General features: G+C 63.8%; 19 protein-coding genes and 1 tRNA gene. All 20 read left to right on the top strand.

Annotated features, from left to right (window positions below):
- The first annotated feature begins 10 nt into the window (after window positions 1-10).
- The 20 genes from ROZ00_01515 (at window position 11) to ccoP (ending at window position 20769) form a co-directional block, all read left to right on the top strand.
- Window positions 11-1207, top strand: coding sequence for an N-acetylmuramoyl-L-alanine amidase (locus ROZ00_01515; protein MDT3734889.1), 1197 nt, complete (start codon window positions 11-13; stop codon window positions 1205-1207).
- A gap of 37 nt (window positions 1208-1244) precedes the next feature.
- Window positions 1245-2174 (top strand): bifunctional riboflavin kinase/FAD synthetase, encoded by a 930-nt coding sequence (locus tag ROZ00_01520; GenBank protein MDT3734890.1) that lies wholly within the window; start codon window positions 1245-1247, stop codon window positions 2172-2174.
- A gap of 11 nt (window positions 2175-2185) precedes the next feature.
- Window positions 2186-4987, top strand: coding sequence for an isoleucine--tRNA ligase (ileS, locus tag ROZ00_01525; GenBank protein ID MDT3734891.1), 2802 nt, complete (start codon window positions 2186-2188; stop codon window positions 4985-4987).
- Window positions 4980-5456, top strand: a complete 477-nt coding sequence (gene lspA / locus ROZ00_01530; GenBank protein MDT3734892.1) for a signal peptidase II — start codon at window positions 4980-4982, stop codon at window positions 5454-5456. Before ileS ends, lspA begins: the two co-directional genes overlap by 8 nt.
- Window positions 5453-5884, top strand: coding sequence for an FKBP-type peptidyl-prolyl cis-trans isomerase (locus ROZ00_01535; protein ID MDT3734893.1), 432 nt, complete (start codon window positions 5453-5455; stop codon window positions 5882-5884). Before lspA ends, ROZ00_01535 begins: the two co-directional genes overlap by 4 nt.
- The gene (ispH, locus tag ROZ00_01540) at window positions 5884-6810 is read left to right on the top strand and encodes a 4-hydroxy-3-methylbut-2-enyl diphosphate reductase (GenBank protein MDT3734894.1); all 927 of its coding nucleotides are present in this window, start codon (window positions 5884-5886) and stop codon (window positions 6808-6810) included. The genes ROZ00_01535 and ispH overlap by 1 nt, the downstream gene beginning before the upstream one ends.
- A gap of 111 nt (window positions 6811-6921) precedes the next feature.
- Window positions 6922-7326: a type IV pilin protein gene (locus ROZ00_01545; GenBank protein MDT3734895.1), complete on the top strand. Its 405-nt coding sequence runs from the start codon at window positions 6922-6924 to the stop codon at window positions 7324-7326.
- Window positions 7326-7862 (top strand): GspH/FimT family protein, encoded by a 537-nt coding sequence (locus tag ROZ00_01550; protein MDT3734896.1) that lies wholly within the window; start codon window positions 7326-7328, stop codon window positions 7860-7862. The genes ROZ00_01545 and ROZ00_01550 overlap by 1 nt, the downstream gene beginning before the upstream one ends.
- A complete protein-coding gene (pilV, locus tag ROZ00_01555; GenBank protein ID MDT3734897.1) occupies window positions 7853-8227 on the top strand; it encodes a type IV pilus modification protein PilV in 375 nt (124 codons plus the stop codon). Before ROZ00_01550 ends, pilV begins: the two co-directional genes overlap by 10 nt.
- Window positions 8214-9332: a PilW family protein gene (locus ROZ00_01560; protein MDT3734898.1), complete on the top strand. Its 1119-nt coding sequence runs from the start codon at window positions 8214-8216 to the stop codon at window positions 9330-9332. Before pilV ends, ROZ00_01560 begins: the two co-directional genes overlap by 14 nt.
- Before the next feature lie 14 nt (window positions 9333-9346).
- Window positions 9347-9973 (top strand): hypothetical protein, encoded by a 627-nt coding sequence (locus ROZ00_01565; protein MDT3734899.1) that lies wholly within the window; start codon window positions 9347-9349, stop codon window positions 9971-9973.
- Between the two features lie 15 nt (window positions 9974-9988).
- Window positions 9989-13570 carry a PilC/PilY family type IV pilus protein gene (locus ROZ00_01570; protein MDT3734900.1) on the top strand — a complete coding sequence of 1194 codons (3582 nt, stop codon included), beginning with the start codon at window positions 9989-9991 and terminating at the stop codon, window positions 13568-13570.
- Between the two features lie 49 nt (window positions 13571-13619).
- Window positions 13620-13695 (top strand) — tRNA-Thr (locus tag ROZ00_01575).
- A gap of 57 nt (window positions 13696-13752) precedes the next feature.
- The gene (locus ROZ00_01580) at window positions 13753-14520 is read left to right on the top strand and encodes a 3-hydroxyacyl-CoA dehydrogenase (GenBank protein MDT3734901.1); all 768 of its coding nucleotides are present in this window, start codon (window positions 13753-13755) and stop codon (window positions 14518-14520) included.
- A 93-nt stretch (window positions 14521-14613) separates the two neighbouring features.
- Window positions 14614-17064, top strand: a complete 2451-nt coding sequence (locus ROZ00_01585) for a heavy metal translocating P-type ATPase (protein ID MDT3734902.1) — start codon at window positions 14614-14616, stop codon at window positions 17062-17064.
- Window positions 17064-17318 carry a cbb3-type cytochrome oxidase assembly protein CcoS gene (gene ccoS, locus ROZ00_01590; GenBank protein MDT3734903.1) on the top strand — a complete coding sequence of 85 codons (255 nt, stop codon included), beginning with the start codon at window positions 17064-17066 and terminating at the stop codon, window positions 17316-17318. The genes ROZ00_01585 and ccoS overlap by 1 nt, the downstream gene beginning before the upstream one ends.
- A 287-nt stretch (window positions 17319-17605) precedes the next feature.
- Window positions 17606-19030, top strand: coding sequence for a cytochrome-c oxidase, cbb3-type subunit I (gene ccoN, locus ROZ00_01595; GenBank protein ID MDT3734904.1), 1425 nt, complete (start codon window positions 17606-17608; stop codon window positions 19028-19030).
- A gap of 18 nt (window positions 19031-19048) precedes the next feature.
- The gene (gene ccoO / locus ROZ00_01600; protein ID MDT3734905.1) at window positions 19049-19657 is read left to right on the top strand and encodes a cytochrome-c oxidase, cbb3-type subunit II; all 609 of its coding nucleotides are present in this window, start codon (window positions 19049-19051) and stop codon (window positions 19655-19657) included.
- Window positions 19658-19660: 3 nt separating this feature from the next.
- The gene (locus tag ROZ00_01605; protein ID MDT3734906.1) at window positions 19661-19843 is read left to right on the top strand and encodes a cbb3-type cytochrome c oxidase subunit 3; all 183 of its coding nucleotides are present in this window, start codon (window positions 19661-19663) and stop codon (window positions 19841-19843) included.
- Window positions 19840-20769: a cytochrome-c oxidase, cbb3-type subunit III gene (gene ccoP / locus ROZ00_01610; GenBank protein MDT3734907.1), complete on the top strand. Its 930-nt coding sequence runs from the start codon at window positions 19840-19842 to the stop codon at window positions 20767-20769. Before ROZ00_01605 ends, ccoP begins: the two co-directional genes overlap by 4 nt.
- Window positions 20770-20822: the final 53 nt, after the last annotated feature.

Below are 20822 nucleotides of genomic sequence, written 5' to 3' on the forward strand. Positions count from 1 at the left end.
CGGTGCGGCCATGACCTTGCTTGTCAGCCCGGTGGGGCAGGCGGCGACCAATATCCTCGCCGTCCGCGTCTGGCCGGCGCGCGACTACACGCGGGTGACGCTCGAGTACCGGCAGCCGATCGCCTTCACGCACCAGATCGTGAAGAACCCCGAGCGGCTGGTGGTCGACCTCGAGGGCGTCGAGTTCAACAGCGTCCTGCAGAGCCTGCCCAGCAAGATCTCCGAGACCGATCCCTACATCCGACTGATCCGCGCAGGACGCAACCGGCCGGGCGTGGTGCGGTTGGTGATCGAACTGAAGGCGGAAATCCAGCCGCAGGTGTTCATGCTCAAGCCGGTCGGCGAGTACGGCCACCGGCTGGTGCTCGACCTCTATCCGACGGTGGCGGACGATCCCCTGCTGGCTTTGCTGGAGAAGCTCGAGGCGCAGCCGGAGAAGGGGCCGCCCAAGGCGGTAACTAAGGAGCCGGGGCCGCAGTCGGAAATCACTCGCATGGTCACCATCGTGCTCGATCCCGGCCACGGCGGCGAGGACCCGGGGGCGATCGGCCGTGGCGGCAGCTACGAGAAGAACGTCACGCTCGAGGTGGCGCGCCGGCTGAAGGCGAAAATCGATGCCGAGCCGAACATGCGCTCGATGCTGACGCGCGACGGCGACTACTTCATCCCGCTCCATCAGCGCGTGCAGAAGGCGCGCCGCGTGCAGGCCGATCTGTTCGTGTCCGTGCACGCCGATGCCTTCATCAAGCCGACGGCGCGCGGCTCCTCGGTCTTCGTGCTCTCCGAGAACGGCGCCTCCAGCTCGGCGGCGCGCTGGCTGGCGCAGCGCGAGAACGCCGCCGACCTGATTGGCGGCGTCAACCTCGACGTCAAGGACCCGCACCTGGCACGGACGCTGCTGGACCTTTCGCAGACGGCCACCCTCAACGACAGCCTCAAGCTCGGCAAGGCGGTGCTGGGCGAACTGGGCGGGGTGAACACCCTGCACAAGCCGCACGTCGAGCAGGCCGGCTTCGCTGTCCTGAAGGCGCCGGACATTCCCTCCATCCTCATCGAGACGGCCTTCATCAGCAATCCCGACGAGGAGCGGCGACTCAACGACGACGCCTACCAGGAGAAGATGGCCGAGGCCATCCTGAGGGGCATCAAGGGCTATTTCGCCAAGAATCCGCCCCTCGCCAAGTCGAAACTGGTCCGTCTCGACTGATATAATTCGCCGTTTCCCGGCAAAGAGTTAGCTTACCGTGCAGGTCTTCAGAGGCATCCCCGCCCGCGCTTCGCATTCGACGGTGCTCACCATCGGCAACTTCGATGGCGTGCACCGCGGCCATCGTGCGCTGCTGGCGCGGCTGACCGGGCTGGCCAAGCAGGCCGGCCTGCCGGCGGCGGTGATGACCTTCGAGCCGAATCCGCGCGAGTTCTTCGCGCCGCAGTCGGCGCCGGCGCGCCTGGCCAGTCTGCGCGAGAAGCTGCAACTGCTGGCCGAATGCGGCGTCGACCAGGCCTATGTCTGCGCCTTCAACGCGCGCTTCGCCGCGCTGACCGCCGATGAGTTCGTCGAGCGCATCGTGCATGGCCTGGGCGTGCGCCACCTGATGATCGGCGACGACTTCCGCTTCGGCAAGGGTCGCAGCGGCGACTTCGCCCTGCTGCAGCAGGCGGGCAAGGCGCACGGCTTCGGCGTCGAGGCGATGGAGACCCTGGTGCACGAGGGCGAGCGCGTGTCCAGCTCGGCGGTGCGCGAAGCGCTCGACGCCGGCGACCTCGAGCACGCCGAGCGCCTGCTCGGCCGCCCCTACTGCATTTCCGGCCGCGTCATCCACGGCGAAAAGCTCGGCCGCAAGATCGGCTATGCGACCGCCAACATCCAACTGAAGCGCCTGAAGGCGCCGCTCTCCGGCATCTTCGTCGTCACGGTGGACGGCATCGCCGAGCGCCCCCTGGAAGGCGTGGCCAGCCTCGGTGTGCGGCCGACGGTGAGCTCGAGCGGCCTGCCGACGCTGGAGGTCTACATTTTCGATTACCAAGGCGACCTCTATCGCGCGCACCTGCGGGTGAACTTCCTGCACAAGCTGCGCGACGAGGCGAAATTCGATTCACTTGAAGCACTGACGGCGCAGATCGCGCGCGACGTCGCGGATGCTAAGGCGCATCACGCGGCACTGCACGCATAACGGCGGAAAAAATGGCTGACTACAGAAAAACCCTCAACCTTCCCGACACTCCCTTCCCGATGAAAGGCGACCTCGCCAAGCGCGAGCCGCAATGGGTGGCCGACTGGCAGAGCCGCAAGCTCTACCAGAAGATCCGCCAGGCATCGGCCGGGAGGCCGCGCTTCGTGCTGCACGACGGCCCGCCGTACGCCAACGGAGACATCCACATCGGCCATGCCGTCAACAAGATCCTCAAGGACATCATTGTCCGCTCGAAGACGCTGGCCGGCTTCGATGCGCCCTACGTGCCGGGCTGGGACTGCCACGGACTGCCCATCGAGCACCAGATCGAGAAGCTGCACGGCAAGCACCTGCCGGCCGACAAGGCGCGAGAGCTGTGCCGCGCCTTCGCCGCCGAACAGGTCGAGCGCCAGAAAAAGGACTTCATCCGCCTCGGCGTGCTGGGCGAGTGGGACGATCCGTATCTCACCATGGCCTTCCGCAACGAGGCCGACGAGATTCGCGCCCTCGGCGAGATCTACAAGCGCGGTTTCCTCTTCAAGGGCCTGAAGCCGGTGAACTGGTGCTTCGACTGCGGCTCGGCGCTGGCCGAGGCCGAAGTCGAGTACCAGGACAAGGAGTCGCCCGCCATCGACGTCGCCTTCCCGCTCGACGAATCCGAGCGCGGCCGCGTGGCGCACGCCTTCGGCCTGACGGCGCTGCCGGAGGGTCCTTGCTACGCCGTCATCTGGACGACGACGCCCTGGACCATTCCCGGCAACCAGGCGCTGAATATGCACCCGGAGTTCACCTACGAGCTGGTGCAGACGCCGCGCGGCCTGCTGGTGCTGGCCGCCGAGTTGCGCGGCCAGGCGCTGGCGCGCTACGGGCTGGAGGGTTCGGTGCTCGGTGCCTGCCAGGGCGCCGCGCTGGCGCTGGTGAAATTCCGCCATCCCTTCTACGACCGCGAATCGCCGGTGTATCTCGGCGACTACGTCACGCTGGACACCGGCACGGGCGTGGTGCACAGCGCGCCGGCCTACGGCCTGGAGGACTTCGAGTCCTGCAAACGCCACGGCATGAGGAACGAAGAGATCCTTACCCCGGTGCAGGGCGACGGCCGCTTTGCCGAGAGCCTGCCGTTCTTCGGCGGCCTGAACGTCTGGAAGGCCAACGCCGCGATCATCGAGAAGCTGCGCGAAGTCGGCAGCCTGTTCGCCTCGAACAAGATCACCCACAGCTACATGCACTGCTGGCGCCACAAGACGCCGATCATCTACCGCGCGACCTCGCAGTGGTTCGTCGGCATGGACAGGAAACCCCACGAGGGACGCACGCTGCGCGAAACGGCGCTGGCGGCGGTGGAAGCGACGCAGTTCTTCCCGGACTGGGGCCAGGCGCGCCTGCACGCCATGATTGCCAACCGGCCCGACTGGTGCGTCTCTCGCCAGCGCAACTGGGGCGTGCCGATCCCCTTCTTCCTGCACAAGGAGACCGGCGAGCTGCACCCGCGCACGCCGGAACTGCTGGAGCAGGTGGCGCAGCGCGTCGAGAAGGAGGGCATCGACGCCTGGTTCAAGCTGGATGCGGCCGAGCTGCTGGGCGTTGAAGCGGGCCAGTACGACAAGATGCGCGACACGCTCGACGTCTGGTTCGATTCCGGCACCACCCACTGGACGGTGCTGCGCGGCAGCCACACCGGCGAAAGCAAGTGGCCGGCCGATCTCTACCTCGAGGGCTCGGACCAGCACCGCGGCTGGTTCCACTCCTCGCTGCTCACCGCCTGCACGCTGGACGGCCGCGCCCCCTACGACGGGCTGCTCACCCACGGCTTCGTCGTGGACGGCCAGGGCCACAAGATGTCGAAGTCCAAGGGCAACGTCATCGCGCCGCAGAAGGTCTCCGACACGCTGGGCGCCGAGGTGCTGCGCCTGTGGGTGGCGGCCACCGACTACTCGGGCGAGCTGTCCATCTCCGACGAAATCCTCAAGCGCGTGGTGGAAAGCTATCGCCGCATCCGCAACACCCTGCGCTTCCTGCTCGCCAACACCGCCGACTTCGACCCGGCCAAGGACATGCTGCCGGTGGCAGACTGGCTGGAGATCGACCGCTACGCCCTGGCGCTGACGCGGCGCCTGCAGGAGCAGGTGACGGCCGACTACGGCCGCTACGAGTTCCATCGCGTCGTCCAGGCGCTGCAGAGCTTCTGCTCCGAGGAGCTGGGCGCCTTCTATCTCGACATCCTCAAGGACCGGCTGTACACGACTGGCGCGGACTCGAAGCCGCGCCGTGCCGCGCAGAGCGCGCTGTGGCACATCCTGCAGGCGCTGATCCGCCTGATGGCGCCGGTGCTGACCTTCACCGCCGAGGAGATCTGGCAGGTGCTGACAAAGAACCCGGAGGACAGCGTGATGCTGACGACCTGGCACGCGCTGCCCGAGCCGGCGGAAGAGTCAGTCCTGGCGACACGGTGGCAGCAGATCCGCGAGGTGCGCGCGGAGGTGTCGAAGGTGCTGGAGGAGCTGCGCGTGGCCGGCAAGATCGGATCAAGCCTGCAGGCCGAGGTGGAGATCCGCGCCAGCGGCGCGAAGCACGACTTGCTGGCCGTGCTCGGCAACGACCTGCGCCTGGTGCTGATCTGCTCTAAGGCCACGGTTGTAAAGGCGGCCGATGCCGTCAGCGAAGGGGTGACTGCGGTGCCGAGTCCGCACGCCAAATGCACGCGTTGCTGGCACTGGCGCGAGGACGTCGGCGTGAACGCCGAGCACCCCGAGCTGTGCGGGCGCTGCGACGCCAACCTGCACGGCGCCGGCGAACCGCGCAGCCATGCCTAGGTTCGCCTCCTGGCTGGGGCTGTCGGGCCTCATCATCATCCTCGACCAGCTGACGAAGTTCTGGGTCGTCTCCGCGCTCAGGCTCGGCCAGAGCGTCGAGCTGACGTCCTTCCTCAACCTGGTGTTCGTGTACAACCCAGGCGCCGCCTTCAGCTTCCTGTCGGATGCAGGCGGCTGGCAGCGCTGGTTCTTCGTCGTGCTGGCCATCGCCGTATCGGGGTGGCTGACTTTTCTGATCCGCCGGCATGCCGCCGAGCGCCTGCTGCCCCTGGCGGCGGCGCTGATCATGGGCGGCGCGCTGGGCAACGTCATCGACCGCATCCGCTTCGGCGCGGTGGTGGATTTCGTGGATGTGCATGCCGCCGGCTGGCACTGGCCGGCCTTCAACGTCGCCGACTCGGCGATCTCGGTGGGCGTGGCGCTGCTCATCCTGCAGCAGCTGTTTTTCGCCGAAAAGGAAAAGGCATGAGCGAAGTCGTCAAGGAAAACAGCCTGCTGACACTGCATTACCGCCTTGCCTTGGCCGACGACACAGAGCTCGTCAGTACCTTCGGCGGCAAGCCGGCGACGCTGCAACTGGGCAGTGGGGAACTGGCGCCCGTGCTGGAACGCTGCCTGATCGACCTGCCGGTCGGCGAACGCACGGTGTTCCTGCTCGATTCGGAACAGGCCTTCGGGCCGCATAATCCTCAGCTCATGCAACGCTTCGCACGCAGCGAACTACCGAATCCGGGGGAACTCCAGGAAATGGCGCTCATCGAATTCAAGGCGCCCAACGGCGCCACCTACACCGGCCTGGTGCGCGAACTGACGGAGGAGGGCGCCCTGATCGACTTCAACCACCCCCTTGCCGGCAAGGCCATCCGCTTCGAGGTGGACGTGATAGGAGTCCTGTGATGGACATACTGCTTGCCAATCCCCGCGGCTTTTGCGCCGGCGTCGAGCGCGCCATCGAGATCGTCGAGCGGGCGCTGGAAATCTACGGCGCGCCGATCTACGTCCGTCACGAGGTCGTGCACAACAAATTCGTCGTCGATGATCTGCGCGCCAAGGGCGCGGTGTTCGTCGAGGAACTGGACGAGGTGCCCGACGGCGCTACGGTGATCTTCAGCGCGCATGGCGTGTCGAAGACGGTGCGCGACGAGGCGGACCGGCGCGGCCTTCGCGTCTTTGATGCCACTTGCCCCCTGGTGACCAAGGTGCACGGCGAGGTGCAGCGCCTGCGGGCCACAGGACGCGAGGTCGTCATGATCGGCCATCGCGGCCATCCCGAGGTGGAAGGCACAATGGGGCAGTCGTCAGGCGGCATGCATCTCGTTGAAAGCGCAACCGATGTCGAGCGACTGAAAGCCAGTCTCGCCAAGGCGCCGCCGCTCGGCTACGTCACCCAGACCACGCTCTCGGTTGACGACGCCGCCGAGATCGTTGCAGCACTGAAGGTCGCCTTTCCGGATATCCAGGGGCCGAAGAAGGACGACATCTGCTATGCCACCCAGAACCGACAGGATGCCGTCAAGCGACTGACGGAGCAGTGCGATCTGGTGATTGTCGTCGGCTCCCCCAATAGCTCAAATTCCAACAGGCTGCGGGAAGTGGCGAAAAACCGCAATGTCGATGCCTATCTGGTGGATAGTGCAGAGGAACTGCGGCCGGAGTGGCTGGAGGGTAGGCAAAGGATCGGTGTGACCGCTGGCGCCTCGGCACCTGATGCCCTTGTCGAGGCTGTTGTGGCGAAGCTCAAGGAATTCGGGGGCGAGGCAGTAGTATCCCTGGTAGGCACTCCGGAGCAGGTTCGCTTTACCTTGCCAAGGGAGCTGGAATAGAACCGCCGTACGCATCTGGCGCCACTTGTCGAGATGAACTGACCGCTCATCGCTCGATGCTTGGCATACGCTTGATGCGCATATATTTTTTGAGCCATGGAGGATGCAAACATGCATGTTCGCCCCGCAGCAATTGCAGGCTTCACCTTGATCGAACTCATGATCGCCGTTGCCATCGTCGCCATACTGGCAGGCGTGGCCCTGCCTGCCTACCAGGATTACATGAGGCGGGGCAATATCCCCGAGGCGACTGCAGGATTGGGCCAGGGCCGCATCACCATGGAGCAATGGTTTCAGGACAACCGCACCTATGAGGGCGCCGCCTGCTTGGGCAATGGCAAGAAATTCAATTTCACCTGCAACACCACAGCGACGACCTTCCTGATTACGGCAACGGGCAAAGACAACATGACGGGCTTTTCGTACACGATCAACCAGGACAATGCCCGTACCTCGGCCACCCCGTGGGGGAACGGCGCAACCTGCTGGATCACGCGCAAGGGGGATTCGTGTTGATGGCTTTGCGCCGGCAGCGCGGGGTGTCGATCATCGAGGCGATGATCGTGGTGGCGATAATCGTCGTTCTGCTGGTGCTGGCCGTTCCGGTGGGGCTGGAATGGCTCGCCAATAGCCGCATCCGAGCGGCTTCGGATAGCATGCTCACCGGCCTGCAACTCGCCCGCGCCGAAGCCGTGCGGCGGAATGTCCTGGTCGAGTTCGTTCTCGATGCCGCCCCCGCCACGGGCTGGACCGTGCGCGCCGCCGTTTCGGGCGCGGAAATCCAGAGAAGGGCTGCCGGTGAAGGCACTTCCGATGTAATCGTAGCGGTTACACCGAACGGCGCGACCAGGGTCAGCTTCGACGGCCTCGGGCGACGCGCGCCGAATGCCGACGCGAGCAACCCGATCGAGAGGTTCGACCTGGATTTGCCGGCGACGGTGCTCGCGGCGGAGAAAACACGGAATTTGCGTCTTCAGGTTGGCCTGGGAGGGCAGGTCGTCATGTGCGATCCGAACGTAACCACGGTGGGTGACGTCAGAAAATGTCCATAACAAAGCCTGTGCCTCAGCAACAGAAGGGCGCAACTCTGATAGAAGCACTGGTTGCCGTGCTGATCTTCTCGATCGGCATCCTTGCGGTTGTCGGCATGCAAGCCCTCTCGGTGAGGGTGGTCACGGACGCTAAGTACCGTGCGGATGCCAGCTTCCTGGCCAACCAAGCCCTCGGGCGGCTCTGGGGAGACCCGACCAACCTGGCCGTCCACGCCGAAGCGGATGTCGACGTCGCCGGGCTGCCGAACGGCAAGCGCACGGTTGCAATCAACGGCGATCGGGCGACGGTGACGATCCGCTGGCAGCAGCCGGGGGATGCCGTGCATGAATTTGTCGCCGAAGCCTACATCAATGTCAACAATTGAAACCGGGGCAGGCATGAATCGGACTGCGCAGAAGGGTGTGACGCTTGTTGAACTGATGGTCGCCCTGGTGATCGGCGCGATCGCTGCGCTGGTCATCCAGCAGGTCATGGCCATGTTCGAAGGGCAGAAGCGGACCAGCAGCGGCGGATCGGATGCGCAAGTCAATGGTGCGGTCGCGCTCTTTGCGCTGGAACGCGAGGTCAGGCAGGCGGGGTATGGCCTGTTCGGTGGCAGCGGCTCGCTTTGTCCCCTTGGCATCAATATCTACTACAACGGCACGACGGTATCGAATGGCGGGACGCTGTTGCCGCTGCGCATTGTCGACGGTGGTGCAGGTCCGGACGCGATCGAGTTCCTGCGTTCGGATGCCGATTTTGCCGCGATTCCGACCTCGATCATCAAGAACATGCCCAACTCCTCCGCCGAGGTCACGGCGGACAGCACCGGCGGTCTTGCCCAGAACCAGATGTTTCTCGCGGCCGGCAAAGGCGGCAGCAAGGTCTGCACGCTGATGCAGATGTCGCAGGACCCGCAGCAGACCGGCAATGGCTGGAACCTGCAGCACAATTCCGGTCAGTACCTCTACAACCCGCCCAATGCGAACACGGCCTTCACGACGGCGCCCACCTACGAGATCGGCGATGTCGTCGTGAACATGGGCAGTTTCATCCATAGGCGCTATCAGGTGCTGTGCGAACGCCTGACGGAGGTCAGTCCGACGCTCACCGCCGCCCCTTACACCTGCGCGAACACCGTGCCGATCGTCGACCAGATCATCGACATGCAGGTGCAGTACGGCGTTTCGCCGGCGGGCAGCATGCAGATCACGCAATGGTGCAATGCAACCGCAACCTCGGCGTGCGGCGACTGGAGCAACCCGGGCAACAATGAAGTGTCGCGGATTCGCGCCGTACGCATCGCGCTGGTGGCGCGCAGCGTTCAATACGAAAAGGAGATGGTCAGCCCGGCAAACCTGACGCTCTGGGACGCAGGCGATCCGGGCGATCCTCCACCGAGTCTTGCGCTCACCGACGACCAGCGGCATTACCGGTACAAGGTTTTCACGACCATCGTGCCGATCCGCAACGTGATCTGGGGAAGCTGATGGGGAGAAATGCAATGGCCCTCTCGATGCGGCGGCAAAATGGCGTCGTGCTGCTGATCGCCCTGATCGCGCTGGTGGCGATTTCGCTGGCAGGCATCGCACTGATGCGATCGGTCGATACGGGCCTGGTGATCACGGGCAACCTTGCCTTCAAGCAGTCGGCGGCGCAGGCCGGCGACGCCGGCACCGAAGCGGCCGCCGATTGGCTGAACACGAACGTCGCCCTGCTTGCGAACGACTCGGCAGCGGCGGGCTACTATGCGACCTGGCGCACGAATTGCGATCTGCTGGGCAATCGGACCGCCGCGACCGACGACGACGTGGTCTGGACGGCCGGCGGAATGGCGCAGCCCAACTGCGGCATGGTGGCGGTCGCCGTGGCCTCCGACAAGCTGCCGGGCGGCTACGCGGCGACGTACGTGATGAACCGAATGTGCAACAACGAAGGCGCACCGAACGATCCCGCCATCTTCTGTTCGGCCTATCAGTCCTCGTCGACCGGCTCGGACAGCACCAAGGGCGGCGCGTCGTACGGGCAGCTGCCGCTCACCGGCACCACCCAGCAGTATTACCGCATCACCACCCGCATTGTCGGCCCGCGCAACACGGAAAGCATCGTGCAGGCGATCGTCGCGTTTTAAGTCAAGGAGCGGCACATGGCTAGGAAATCACTTCGTTTTCTCGTCTTCTGGCTTGCGGCCATGCCCGCGGCCTGGGCCGCAACCGTCGACCTCGCCGACAAGCCGCTGGCCTCCGGCACCAGCGGCGAGGTGAAGCCCAATGTGATGATTGTCCTCGACGACTCGGGCTCGATGGGCTGGACGCACCTGCCCGACCATGTGCGGAGCCTGCGCACTACGAAGGGATACAAGTCGGCCCAGTGCAATGGCATCTACTACAACCCTGCGGTTACCTATGCGCCGCCCCTTAATGCCGATGGCACGAGCTACCCGAACGTCAACTTCTACGACGCACCCTACGATGGCTTCGACTCGGGCTCGACCAAGGTCAACCTGTCGACCTCATTCAGGGCCTATGACGATACGACGAGCTTTGGCGGCGGAGACGACACGGCCCAGGCGGCCTACTACTATAGCTACTCGAGCACGCCATCGCAGCCGGCGATGTCCTATACCTACACCAGCGGAGGCAGTGTCGACACCTCAACCACGTTCTACAAGGAATGCAACGAGACCATCGCCGGCAAGTTCACCAAGGTCACGGTCGAGGGCCAGGGCGCCGCGGCACGGCAGAATTTCGCCAACTGGTACAGTTACTACCGCATCCGGCTGCTGACCGCCAAGACGGCCGTCGGCCGCGCCTTCGTGAATCTCTCCGAGCCGTCGAAATACCGCATCGGCTTCACCACCCACAGCTATACGGGGACGGATACCAGCAACGACGAGTTTCAGAAAATCGACGACTTCTGCGCCGCCAGTCCGGGATGCACCCAACGTACGAGCATTTTCAGCAAACTCTATGGAGCCAGCGCATCCGGCGGCACGCCGCTGCGCGCGGCCCTCTCCAAGGTCGGCCGCATCTATGCGGGCAAGACCGGCGACGATCCGGTCCAATACTCCTGCCAGCAGAACTTCACGATCCTCACCACGGATGGTTTCTGGAATGGCGACGATGGCTACAGGCTCGACGGGACAACGGCGATCGGCAATCAGGACGGTCAGGCGCCCAGGCCGATGTGGGACGGTGGCTCGGGTTCGATGCAGGTGGACGTATACAGACACTACTTGTATTCAACATCGAAGTGCTCAAACGGAAAAATCAAGCGCAAGGAACGAAGGAAGACGGTTACGACACCGATCGACCCGACCGGCCCTGCCGTCGAATCTGCCTGGACTGACTTCACAAATTACACGTCTTGTTACGCAGGTACCCTGCCCGATCCGAACCCGAGCAATCAGGAACTGGTGTCCACCGAAGTCGTGTCAGCCTCCGGCGGCTTCTCCGATTCTCTTTCTGACGTCGCCATGTACTACTACCAGACCGATCTTCGCTCCGCGGCCTTGGGCAATTGCACGGGCGCGCTAGGCGCCGGCTTCGATGTCTGCGAGAACAACGTACCTGGTGCGGGCAGCGATACAGCGACCTACCAGCACATGACCACATTCACGCTGGGTCTGGGAGTCGACGGCTCGCTAAAATACTGCGAGAACTACGATTCGGGCGGTTGCACGGATTTCGAGGACATCAAGCAGGGCACCAAAGTCTGGCCGAATCCGATGGACAACGAAGATCTCCATCGTGTGGACGACCTCTGGCATGCCGCCGTGGACGGCCGCGGCAAGTATTTCAGCGCCAAGTCGCCCGAATCGATGGCAAGCGGCATCCAGAAGGCCCTGTCCGGGGTATCGGCGCGCACGGCATCCGCTGCCGCGGCAGCGACCTCGAACCTGGAGCCGGTCGCCGGCGACAACTTTGCCTATGTGGCCATGTACACGACCGTCGACTGGGATGGTGACATCGCCGCCCGCGAGATCAACCTGTCCGTCGGCACGGTTTCCGACACGGCGATCTGGTCGGCCCAGACCCAGCTTGATACGAAGGTGTCGGCGGCGAGCGATACGCGCTCCATCTTTTTCAACGGCGGCGGCACGCTCAAGGCCTTCACGGTGGGCAACCTCACCTCCCAGATCACGGCCAGCTACTTCCAGCCCGGCCCCACGAATCCCAACGGCCAGCTCTCCCAATACCCGAGCCTGACGGCTGCCGAGCAGGCCGAGGCGACGCAGACGTCCATCATCAACTTCGTCCGCGGCCAGACCCAGCACGAGGACGAAAGCACCAACACCTGGAAGCTTTACCGCGAACGCAAGCACGCGCTCGGCGACATCGTCAACGGCGCGCCGGTGTATGTGCGGAAGCCGCCGTTCGCCTATTCAGACGACAACTACTCGACCTTCGCCGAAAACAACAAGGCCCGCCAGTCGGTAGTCTATGCTGGCGCCAACGACGGCATGCTGCATGCCTTCAATGGCGACACCGGTGCCGAGCTTTGGGCCTTCATCCCGACGGCCGTGATCCCGCAGCTCTACAAGCTTGCCGACAAGAGCTACTCGACCAACCACAGGTTCTATGTCGATGGCCCCATGACGGTGGGCGATGTCTGCCTGGCCGCTTCCTGCAATGCCAACCAGTGGAAGACCATCATTGTCGGCGGCCTGGGCAAGGGTGGCCGCGCCTATTACGCGCTCGACGTTACCAATCCGACGAGCCCGCAATTATTGTGGGAATTCACGGACACCAACCTCGGGTATACATTCGGCAATGCCATCATCACCAAAATCAGCGGCCAATGGGTGGTGATCGTCGCGTCGGGCTACAACAATACGTCGCCCGGCGACGGCAAGGGACGGTTGTTCGTGCTCAAGGCATCCGACGGCACGAAACTCGCCGAGATCGTGACCGACGATACTGAAACCGACCCGGCCAAGAGCGGTATCGCCAAGATCAACAACTGGGTCAGCAATACGAACCTCGATAACTCCACCCAGCATGTCTACGGCGGCGACCTCGACGGAAATGTCTGGCGCTTTGACGTCATCGCCGGCACAGCCGCGAAGATCACGACCGTTGGCAAGGTGGCGGGCGCACCGACCCAGCCGATCACGACCAAGCCCGAACTGGCCGAGGTGAAGATTGGCGGCGTGGCGAGGCGCGTGATCCTGATCGGTACGGGCAGGTACCTCGGCACGACCGACATCAGCACGACGGGACGCATGTCGCTGTATGCGATCAAGGACGATCTGGTTTCGCCGCCCTACGGGAATTTCCGGGCCAACTCCGGCGTAGTCGTGCAGGAGCTTTCCGGAGATACTGGCAGCAGGCAAATGTCCTATACGGCAATGGCATCGGACAAGATAGGCTGGTACATGGATTTCGATGTCAAGGACGGGGAGCGCGTCAACGTCGATCCGAAATTCCAGATGGGCTGGTGGGTCGTGCCGAGCAACATTCCGGATCCGAACGTCTGCAACGTCGGGGGCACAAGCTGGCTCTATTTCGTCGAACCCTGGCCGACGACAACGAAGGTTGCCGAGACGGGTTCGACCGTCAATGTCGGCAACGCGCTGATCGTCGGTATCAATATCGTCAAGTTGCCCAACGGCAAGACGGTAACGATCGTAACGACGTCGGACGCCAAGTATCCGGTCTTCGGCAATCCGCCATCACCCGGAGCCGCCAAGGTGCGGCGCCTCTACTGGCGCGAACTGACGCGATGAAACCCGGACCTTGCCGATTGTTGCTGCTCGGTTATAATTCGCGACCCATGCTGCTGTAGCTCAGTCGGTAGAGCAACTGATTCGTAATCAGTAGGTCGCCAGTTCGATTCCGGCCAGCAGCACCAGAAATTCAATGGCTTGCGTGCATGCAAGCCATTTTCTTTTTGATCCGGAGGTGCAACATGCAGATCAAGGACAGCGTATTCATCGTGACCGGCGGCGCATCCGGCCTCGGAGCGGGCACGGTGCGCGCACTGGCGGCGCAGGGTGGCAAGGTCGTGATCGCGGACCTCAACAAGGCGGCGGGCGAAGCGCTTGCGAAGGAACTGGGCGCGAGCGTGCGCTTTGCCGAGTGCGACGTGTCGTCGGAGGTGAGCGCAAAGGCCGCAGTGGACCTTGCCGTGAGCACCTTCGGCGGGCTTCAGGGTCTGATCAACTGCGCCGGCATCGCCATCGGCGAGAAGACCATCGGCAAGGAGGGACCCCATCAGCTGGCCACCTTCGTCCGCGTCATCAACATCAACCTGATCGGCACCTTCAACATGATCCGCCTGGCGGCGGATGCCATGAGCAAGGGACAGCCGAATGCCGCCGGCGAGCGAGGCGTGATCGTCAATACCGCCTCGGTGGCGGCTTTCGACGGCCAGATCGGCCAGGCCGCCTATTCCGCTTCCAAGGGCGGCGTCGTCGGCATGACGCTGCCGATCGCGCGCGATCTGTCGCGCTCCGGCATCCGCGTCATGACGATTGCTCCGGGCATCTTCGAGACGCCGATGCTGCTCGGCATGCCGCAGGAGGTGCAGGATGCGCTGGGCAGGATGGTTCCTTTCCCGCCGCGTCTGGGCAAGCCGGCCGAATACGCCGCGCTGGCCCTGCACATCATCCAGAACGAGATGCTCAACGGCGAAGTGATCCGCCTCGACGGCGCGATCCGCATGCAGCCGAAGTGACCGGTCCGCCAGGACCGGTCATCCCCGTGGAAACTGGGGATCCGGTGTTGCGGGGCGTACACTGGATTCCCGCTTGCGCGGGAATGACGATCCATGTCCTCCACTGACAACGCCTGCTATCACTGCGGTCTGCCGCTCCCCGCCGGGACGCCTTTCCTCGTCACCATAGACGGCACGCCGCGCGCGATGTGCTGTGCCGGCTGCCAGGCGGTGGCGCAGGCCATCGCCGACAACGGCCTCGACGACTACTACCGGCACCGTGACGCGCTGCCGGAAAGCCCGCGCGAGGCACTGCCCGCCGTGCTGGGGGAACTGACTTTATTCGACCATCCCGATGTGCAGAAGAGCTTCGTGCGGCCGCTTTCCGAGCATGAACGCGAGGCCTCGCTCATCCTCGAGGGCATTACCTGCGCTGCCTGTGTCTGGCTCAATGAGCAGCACCTGACGCGCCAGTCCGGCGTGACGGCCGTGGAGATCAACTACGCCACGCGGCGCGCACGCGTGCGCTGGGACGAGCGGCGCATCAGGCTCTCCGGCATTCTTGCCGCGGTAGCTGCCATCGGTTACCACGCCTACCCCTACGACGCCGCCCGTTCCGAGGAAATTGCCAAGCGTGAAAGCCGCTCTGGGCTGTGGCGCCTCTTCGTCGCCGGCTTTGGCATGATGCAGGTGATGATGTACGCCGTTCCGGCGTACGTGGCCGAAGAGGGGACCATGAGCCCCGACATCGAACTGCTTCTGCGCTGGGCGAGCCTGGTGCTGACGCTGCCGGTCGTGCTGTATTCCGCTGCGCCCTTCTTTCGCAATGCCTGGCGCGACCTGCGCCTGAAGCGGGTCGGCATGGATGTGCCGGTGGCGCTGGGTGTTGGCGCTGCCTTTGCCGCTAGCCTGTGGGCCACGCTCATTGGTGCCGGAGAGGTGTATTTCGACTCCGTCACGATGTTCGTTTTCCTGTTGCTGGGAGGGCGTTACCTCGAGATGCTGGCCCGGCATCAATCCGTGCGCTCGATCGAGCGTGTTGGCCGCGCATTGCCGGCTTTTGCCGAACGGCTGACGGCGTTTCCTGCCATGGAAACCGAGCGCGTGATCGTTTCCTCGCTGCTGCCGGGTGATCGCGTGCTCGTGGCGCCTGGACAGGCGATTCCCGCCGACGGTAGCGTGCTCTTGGGCGAGAGCGAGGTCGACGAATCCCTGCTTACCGGCGAAAGCCGTCCCGTCGCCAAGAGGATCGGCAGCGATCTTACAGGAGGCACGCTGAACATCCGCAGCCCGCTTGTGCAACAGGTGGAAAAGATCGGCGAGGCGACGCGGCTTGCCTCCATCGTGCGTCTGATGGAGCGGGCCATCACCGAAAAACCGCGTGTGGTTCAACTGGCGGATCGGGTGGCGGCCTGGTTTGTCGCAGCCTTGCTGGTGCTGGCGCTGGCCACCGGAATTGTCTGGAGTCAGATTGACGCCTCGCGAGCCTTGTGGGTGTTCGTGTCCGTACTGGTGGTGAGTTGTCCCTGTGCGCTGTCTCTCGCCACGCCGGCGGCGCTGGCGGTGGCCACCGGCGCCTTTTCGCGCCTGGGCCTGCTCGTATCGCGCGGTCATGCCATCGAGACGCTGGCACGCACCGACCATTTCGTCTTCGACAAGACCGGTACGCTTACCTGGGGCAGACTGCGCCTGAAGGAGACGCAGCCGTTCGCCGGCCTGGCTGAGAGCGAGGCATTGCGTTGGGCGGCAGCGCTGGAGCAGGGCTCGGAACATGCCATCGGTATGGCTTTGCGCGATGCTGCCGCAGAGGGAGGACCCCAGCCGGTGCCCCAGTCTCTTCAAAGCTTCACCGGCCAAGGTGTGGAGGGCACGCTCGATGGCCGCAGGCTGCGTCTTGGAAGACCCGAGTTTGCCGGTGCATTCCACAAGCAGGCGCTCCCGGCGGCAGCGCTGGCGTTGTTTGCCTCGGGGGATACCTGCGTGGCCCTTTCGGATGACAGCAACTGGCTGGCCGTATTCCGGTTTGGAGATCAAATGCGCGGCGAGGCGGCAGGGGTGGTAAGCCGGCTGCGTGACCTCGGCTGCCGCGTCACCCTGCTCTCCGGAGATTCCGCCGAGGCGGTGGGGCAGGTGGCGGCGGCGCTGTCCATCACGGATGCCCGAGGTGGCATGACCCCGCATGACAAGCACGACATCATCGCGGCCCTGCAGGCCCAAGGTGCTGTGGTGGCGATGGTGGGGGACGGCGTGAACGATGCGCCCGTGCTTGCCCAGGCGCAGGTATCCGTAGCCATGGGCGGCGGCACGGAGTTGGCGCGCAATCAGGCGGACATCGTCCTTCTGGGGGAGAATCTTGAGCGATTGGCCGATGCTGTCGCATTGGCGCGGCGCACCCAGCGCATCGTGCGACAGAACCTGGGCTGGGCCTTCGCCTACAATCTGTCCGCCATCCCGCTGGCAATGGCGGGGTGGATTACCCCTTGGATGGCCGGCATCGGCATGTCGGCCAGTTCCCTGCTGGTGGTGGCCAATGCGCTGCGGCTTCAGCGAGGAGGGAGCAACTGATGGAAATTCTCTACCTGCTTGTCCCGCTCTCGGTTGTTTTGGTATTCCTGATTGGCGCCATCTTCTGGTGGTCGGTGAGGAGCGGGCAGTTCGACGATATGGAAGGCCCGGGTTATCGCGTGCTCATGGATGACGACCGTCCCAGTGTTGGGCGTGCCGTGAGCAATAGTGCGGGAACGCCAACAGCCGAAGCCACGCCTGGGGATGCCGGGGATAAGGGTATGCAAGCGCCGCGAAGTAATGATCGGAATTGATCACAATTTGACCCACGTCAATTTTTTTTTGGCCCTCCTTATCCATACTTCGCTCAAGGTTTTGGGTTCGGCAACGAGCCCGGAGTCTTGTCTCTCTGTTGGGGTTGGGGTGCGCATTGCGCACCCTTTTTTTATGCCCTCATAAATACATTGATAATTATCAATGATTGAAGGTTGTTATTTTTGACCTGAATCAATCAGGAGATGATTATTTACGGGTATCCTTGCGCTCTGTAGGGGTATCCTGCCCAAAACAATTCTGCATTCCCTAAGTGAGGCCCTCCGTTATGGACAACCAAGCAACGTACAACTACAAGGTGGTGCGCCAGTTTGCCGTGATGACGGTGATCTGGGGCATAGTTGGGATGCTGGTCGGCGTGATCATTGCTGCCCAGCTGGTATGGCCAGATCTCAATGTTCATGAGTTTCTTGGTTATGGGCGATTGCGGCCGCTGCACACGAACGCGGTGATCTTTGCCTTTGGCGGGTGCGCGCTGTTTGCGACTTCCTATTACGTGGTGCAGCGCACCTGCCACACCCGGCTGTTCGCGCCGGGCCTGGCGGCCTTCACCTTCTGGGGCTGGCAGCTGGTGATCGTGCTGGCGGCGGTGACGCTGCCGCTGGGCATCACCACGAGCAAGGAGTACGCCGAGCTCGAGTGGCCGATCGACATCCTGATCACGCTGGTGTGGGTGGCCTATGCGGTGGTGTTCTTCGGTACCATCATGAAGCGCAAGGTGCCGCACATCTACGTCGCCAACTGGTTCTACGGCGGATTCATCCTCACGGTGGCCATTCTTCACCTGGTCAACAGCTGTGAGATTCCCGTGACGCTGACCAAGAGCTACTCCTGCTACGCCGGCGTGCAGGACGCCATGGTGCAGTGGTGGTACGGCCACAACGCGGTGGGCTTTTTTCTCACCGCCGGCTTCCTGGGGATGATGTACTACTTCGTTCCCAAGCAGGCCGGTCGCCCGGTGTACTCCTACCGCCTCTCGGTGGTGCACTTCTGGGCGCTGATCTTCACCTACATGTGGGCCGGTCCCCACCACCTGCATTACACCGCGCTGCCCGACTGGACGCAGTCGGTCGGCATGCTCTTCTCGCTGATTCTGCTGGCCCCTTCCTGGGGCGGCATGATCAACGGCATCATGACGATGTCTGGCGCCTGGCACAAATTGCGCGACGATCCGATCCTCAAGTTCCTCATCACCAGCCTGTCCTTCTACGGCATGAGCACCTTCGAGGGGCCGATGATGTCGATCAAGACGGTGAACGCCCTGTCGCACTACACCGACTGGACGGTCGGCCACGTGCATAGCGGCGCGCTCGGCTGGGTGGCCTTCATCTCGATCGGCTCGATCTACTATCTGATCCCGCGCCTGTTCGGCAAGGAGCAGATGTACAGCGTGCGCCTGATGACGACGCACTTCTGGGTCGCCACCATCGGCGTCGTACTCTACATCGCCGCCATGTGGATCGCCGGCGTCATGCAGGGCCTGATGTGGCGCGCCACCAACCCGGACGGCACGCTCACCTACGCCTTCGTCGAGAGCGTCAAATCCACCTATCCGTTCTGGACCATCCGCTTCGTCGGCGGCCTGATGTTCCTCGTCGGCATGCTGCTGATGGCCTGGAACGTTTTCAAGACCATCGCCGGGGCGAAGGCCTACGACGCGCCGGTGCTTGCGCCGGCCGGCCAGCACGCCTGAGATAGGGGAGAGAGAACCATGAAACTCACGCATGACTTCATCGAACGCAACATCGGCTGGATGATCGGCCTGACCATCCTGGTGGTCAGCGTCGGCGGCCTGGTCGAGATCGTGCCGCTGTTCTTCCAGAAGTCCACCACCCAGCCGGTGGCGGGCCTGAAACCCTACGATCCGGTGCAGCTCACGGGGCGCGACATCTACATCCGCGAGGGCTGCTACAACTGCCATTCGCAGATGATTCGCCCGTTCCGCGCCGAGACCGAGCGCTACGGCCATTACTCGGTGGCCGGCGAATTCGTCTATGACCACCCCTTCCAGTGGGGCTCCAAGCGTACCGGCCCGGATCTGCATCGGGTCGGCGGGCGCTACTCCGACGAGTGGCACCGTGCACATCTGTTCAATCCGCGCGACGTGGTGCCGGAGTCGAACATGCCGCCCTACGCCTTCCTCGACCGCCCGGCCAAGAGCGAGGATATCGAGGCGAAGATGCGTGCCTTGCGCATGGTCGGCGTGCCCTATACGGACGAGGAGATCGCCGGGGCGAAGAAGGCGCTCGAGGGCAAGACCGAGATGGATGCCCTGATCGCCTACCTGCAGGGCCTGGGCACCGCCCTCAAGCAGAGGTAAGCCATGGACATCAACGACATGCGTTCGCTCGTCACGGTGCTGGCCTTCGCCACCTTCATCGGCATCGTGCTCTGGGCCTATAGCGGGCGGCGCCGCGCGGCTTTCGAAGAAGCCGCCAACCTGCCCTTTACGGAAGACGAGCTGCCGGGACAGGTCCGTCAGCAAAAGGAAGGGAAAGCATCATGAGCGATTTCGTCAGCGGTTTCTGGAGCGTCTATGTGGCGCTCATCACTCTGGTCAGCGTCGTCGGCTGCGGCGTGTTCCTCTGGGTGCAGAGCAAAGCCAAGGCGACCGCCGCTTCGGCCGAGCAGGTGAAGACCATGGGCCATGTCTGGGACGAGACCCTGGAGGAGTACAACAACCCCCTGCCGCGTTGGTGGAGTTGGCTGTTCTACATCACTGTCGTCTTCGCCCTGGGCTATCTGGCCGTCTATCCTGGCCTGGGCACCTACCAGGGCGCTTTCGGCTGGAGTTCGCGTGGCCAGTACGAGGGCGAGATGAAACAGGCCGAGGCGCAGTACGCGCCGATCTTCGCCAAGTTCCAGGGCCAGGACGTCAAAACGGTGGCCGCCGACGCGGAGGCGAAGAAGATGGGCGAGCGGCTCTTCCTGACCTATTGCGCGCAATGCCACGGTTCGGATGCGCGCGGCGCCAAGGGTTTCCCGAATCTCACCGACCGCGACTGGCTGTGGGGCGGCGAGCCGGAGCAGATCAAGACCTCCATCCTGGAGGGCCGCCAGGGCGTCATGCCGCCGCATGCCCAGCTGGGCGCGGAAACCGTCAAGGACCTCGCCCACTACGTGCGCTCGCTCTCGCCGGACAAGCTGGCCCACGACAGCGCGCGCGCCGCCCGCGGCAAGGAGGCCTTCAATAGCGTCGGATGCGCCGGCTGCCACGGCCCCGACGCGAAGGGCATGGCCGCCGTCGGCGCACCCAACCTGACCGACTCGATCTGGCTCTACGGCTCCTCGGAGGCCACTGTCATCGAAACCATCGGCAAGGGTCGTACCAACAAGATGCCCGCCCACAAGGACTTCCTCGGCGAAGCCAAATCGCACCTGCTGGCCGCCTACGTCTTCGGCCTCTCACAGGGCGGAACCGAGAAGCAGTAAAGGCTGTCACAATAACGACCCCGGGGCCAGCGTACCCCGGGGCCTTTTTCCCC

The organism is Denitratisoma sp., assembly GCA_032027165.1.
GTDB lineage: Bacteria > Pseudomonadota > Gammaproteobacteria > Burkholderiales > Rhodocyclaceae > Desulfobacillus.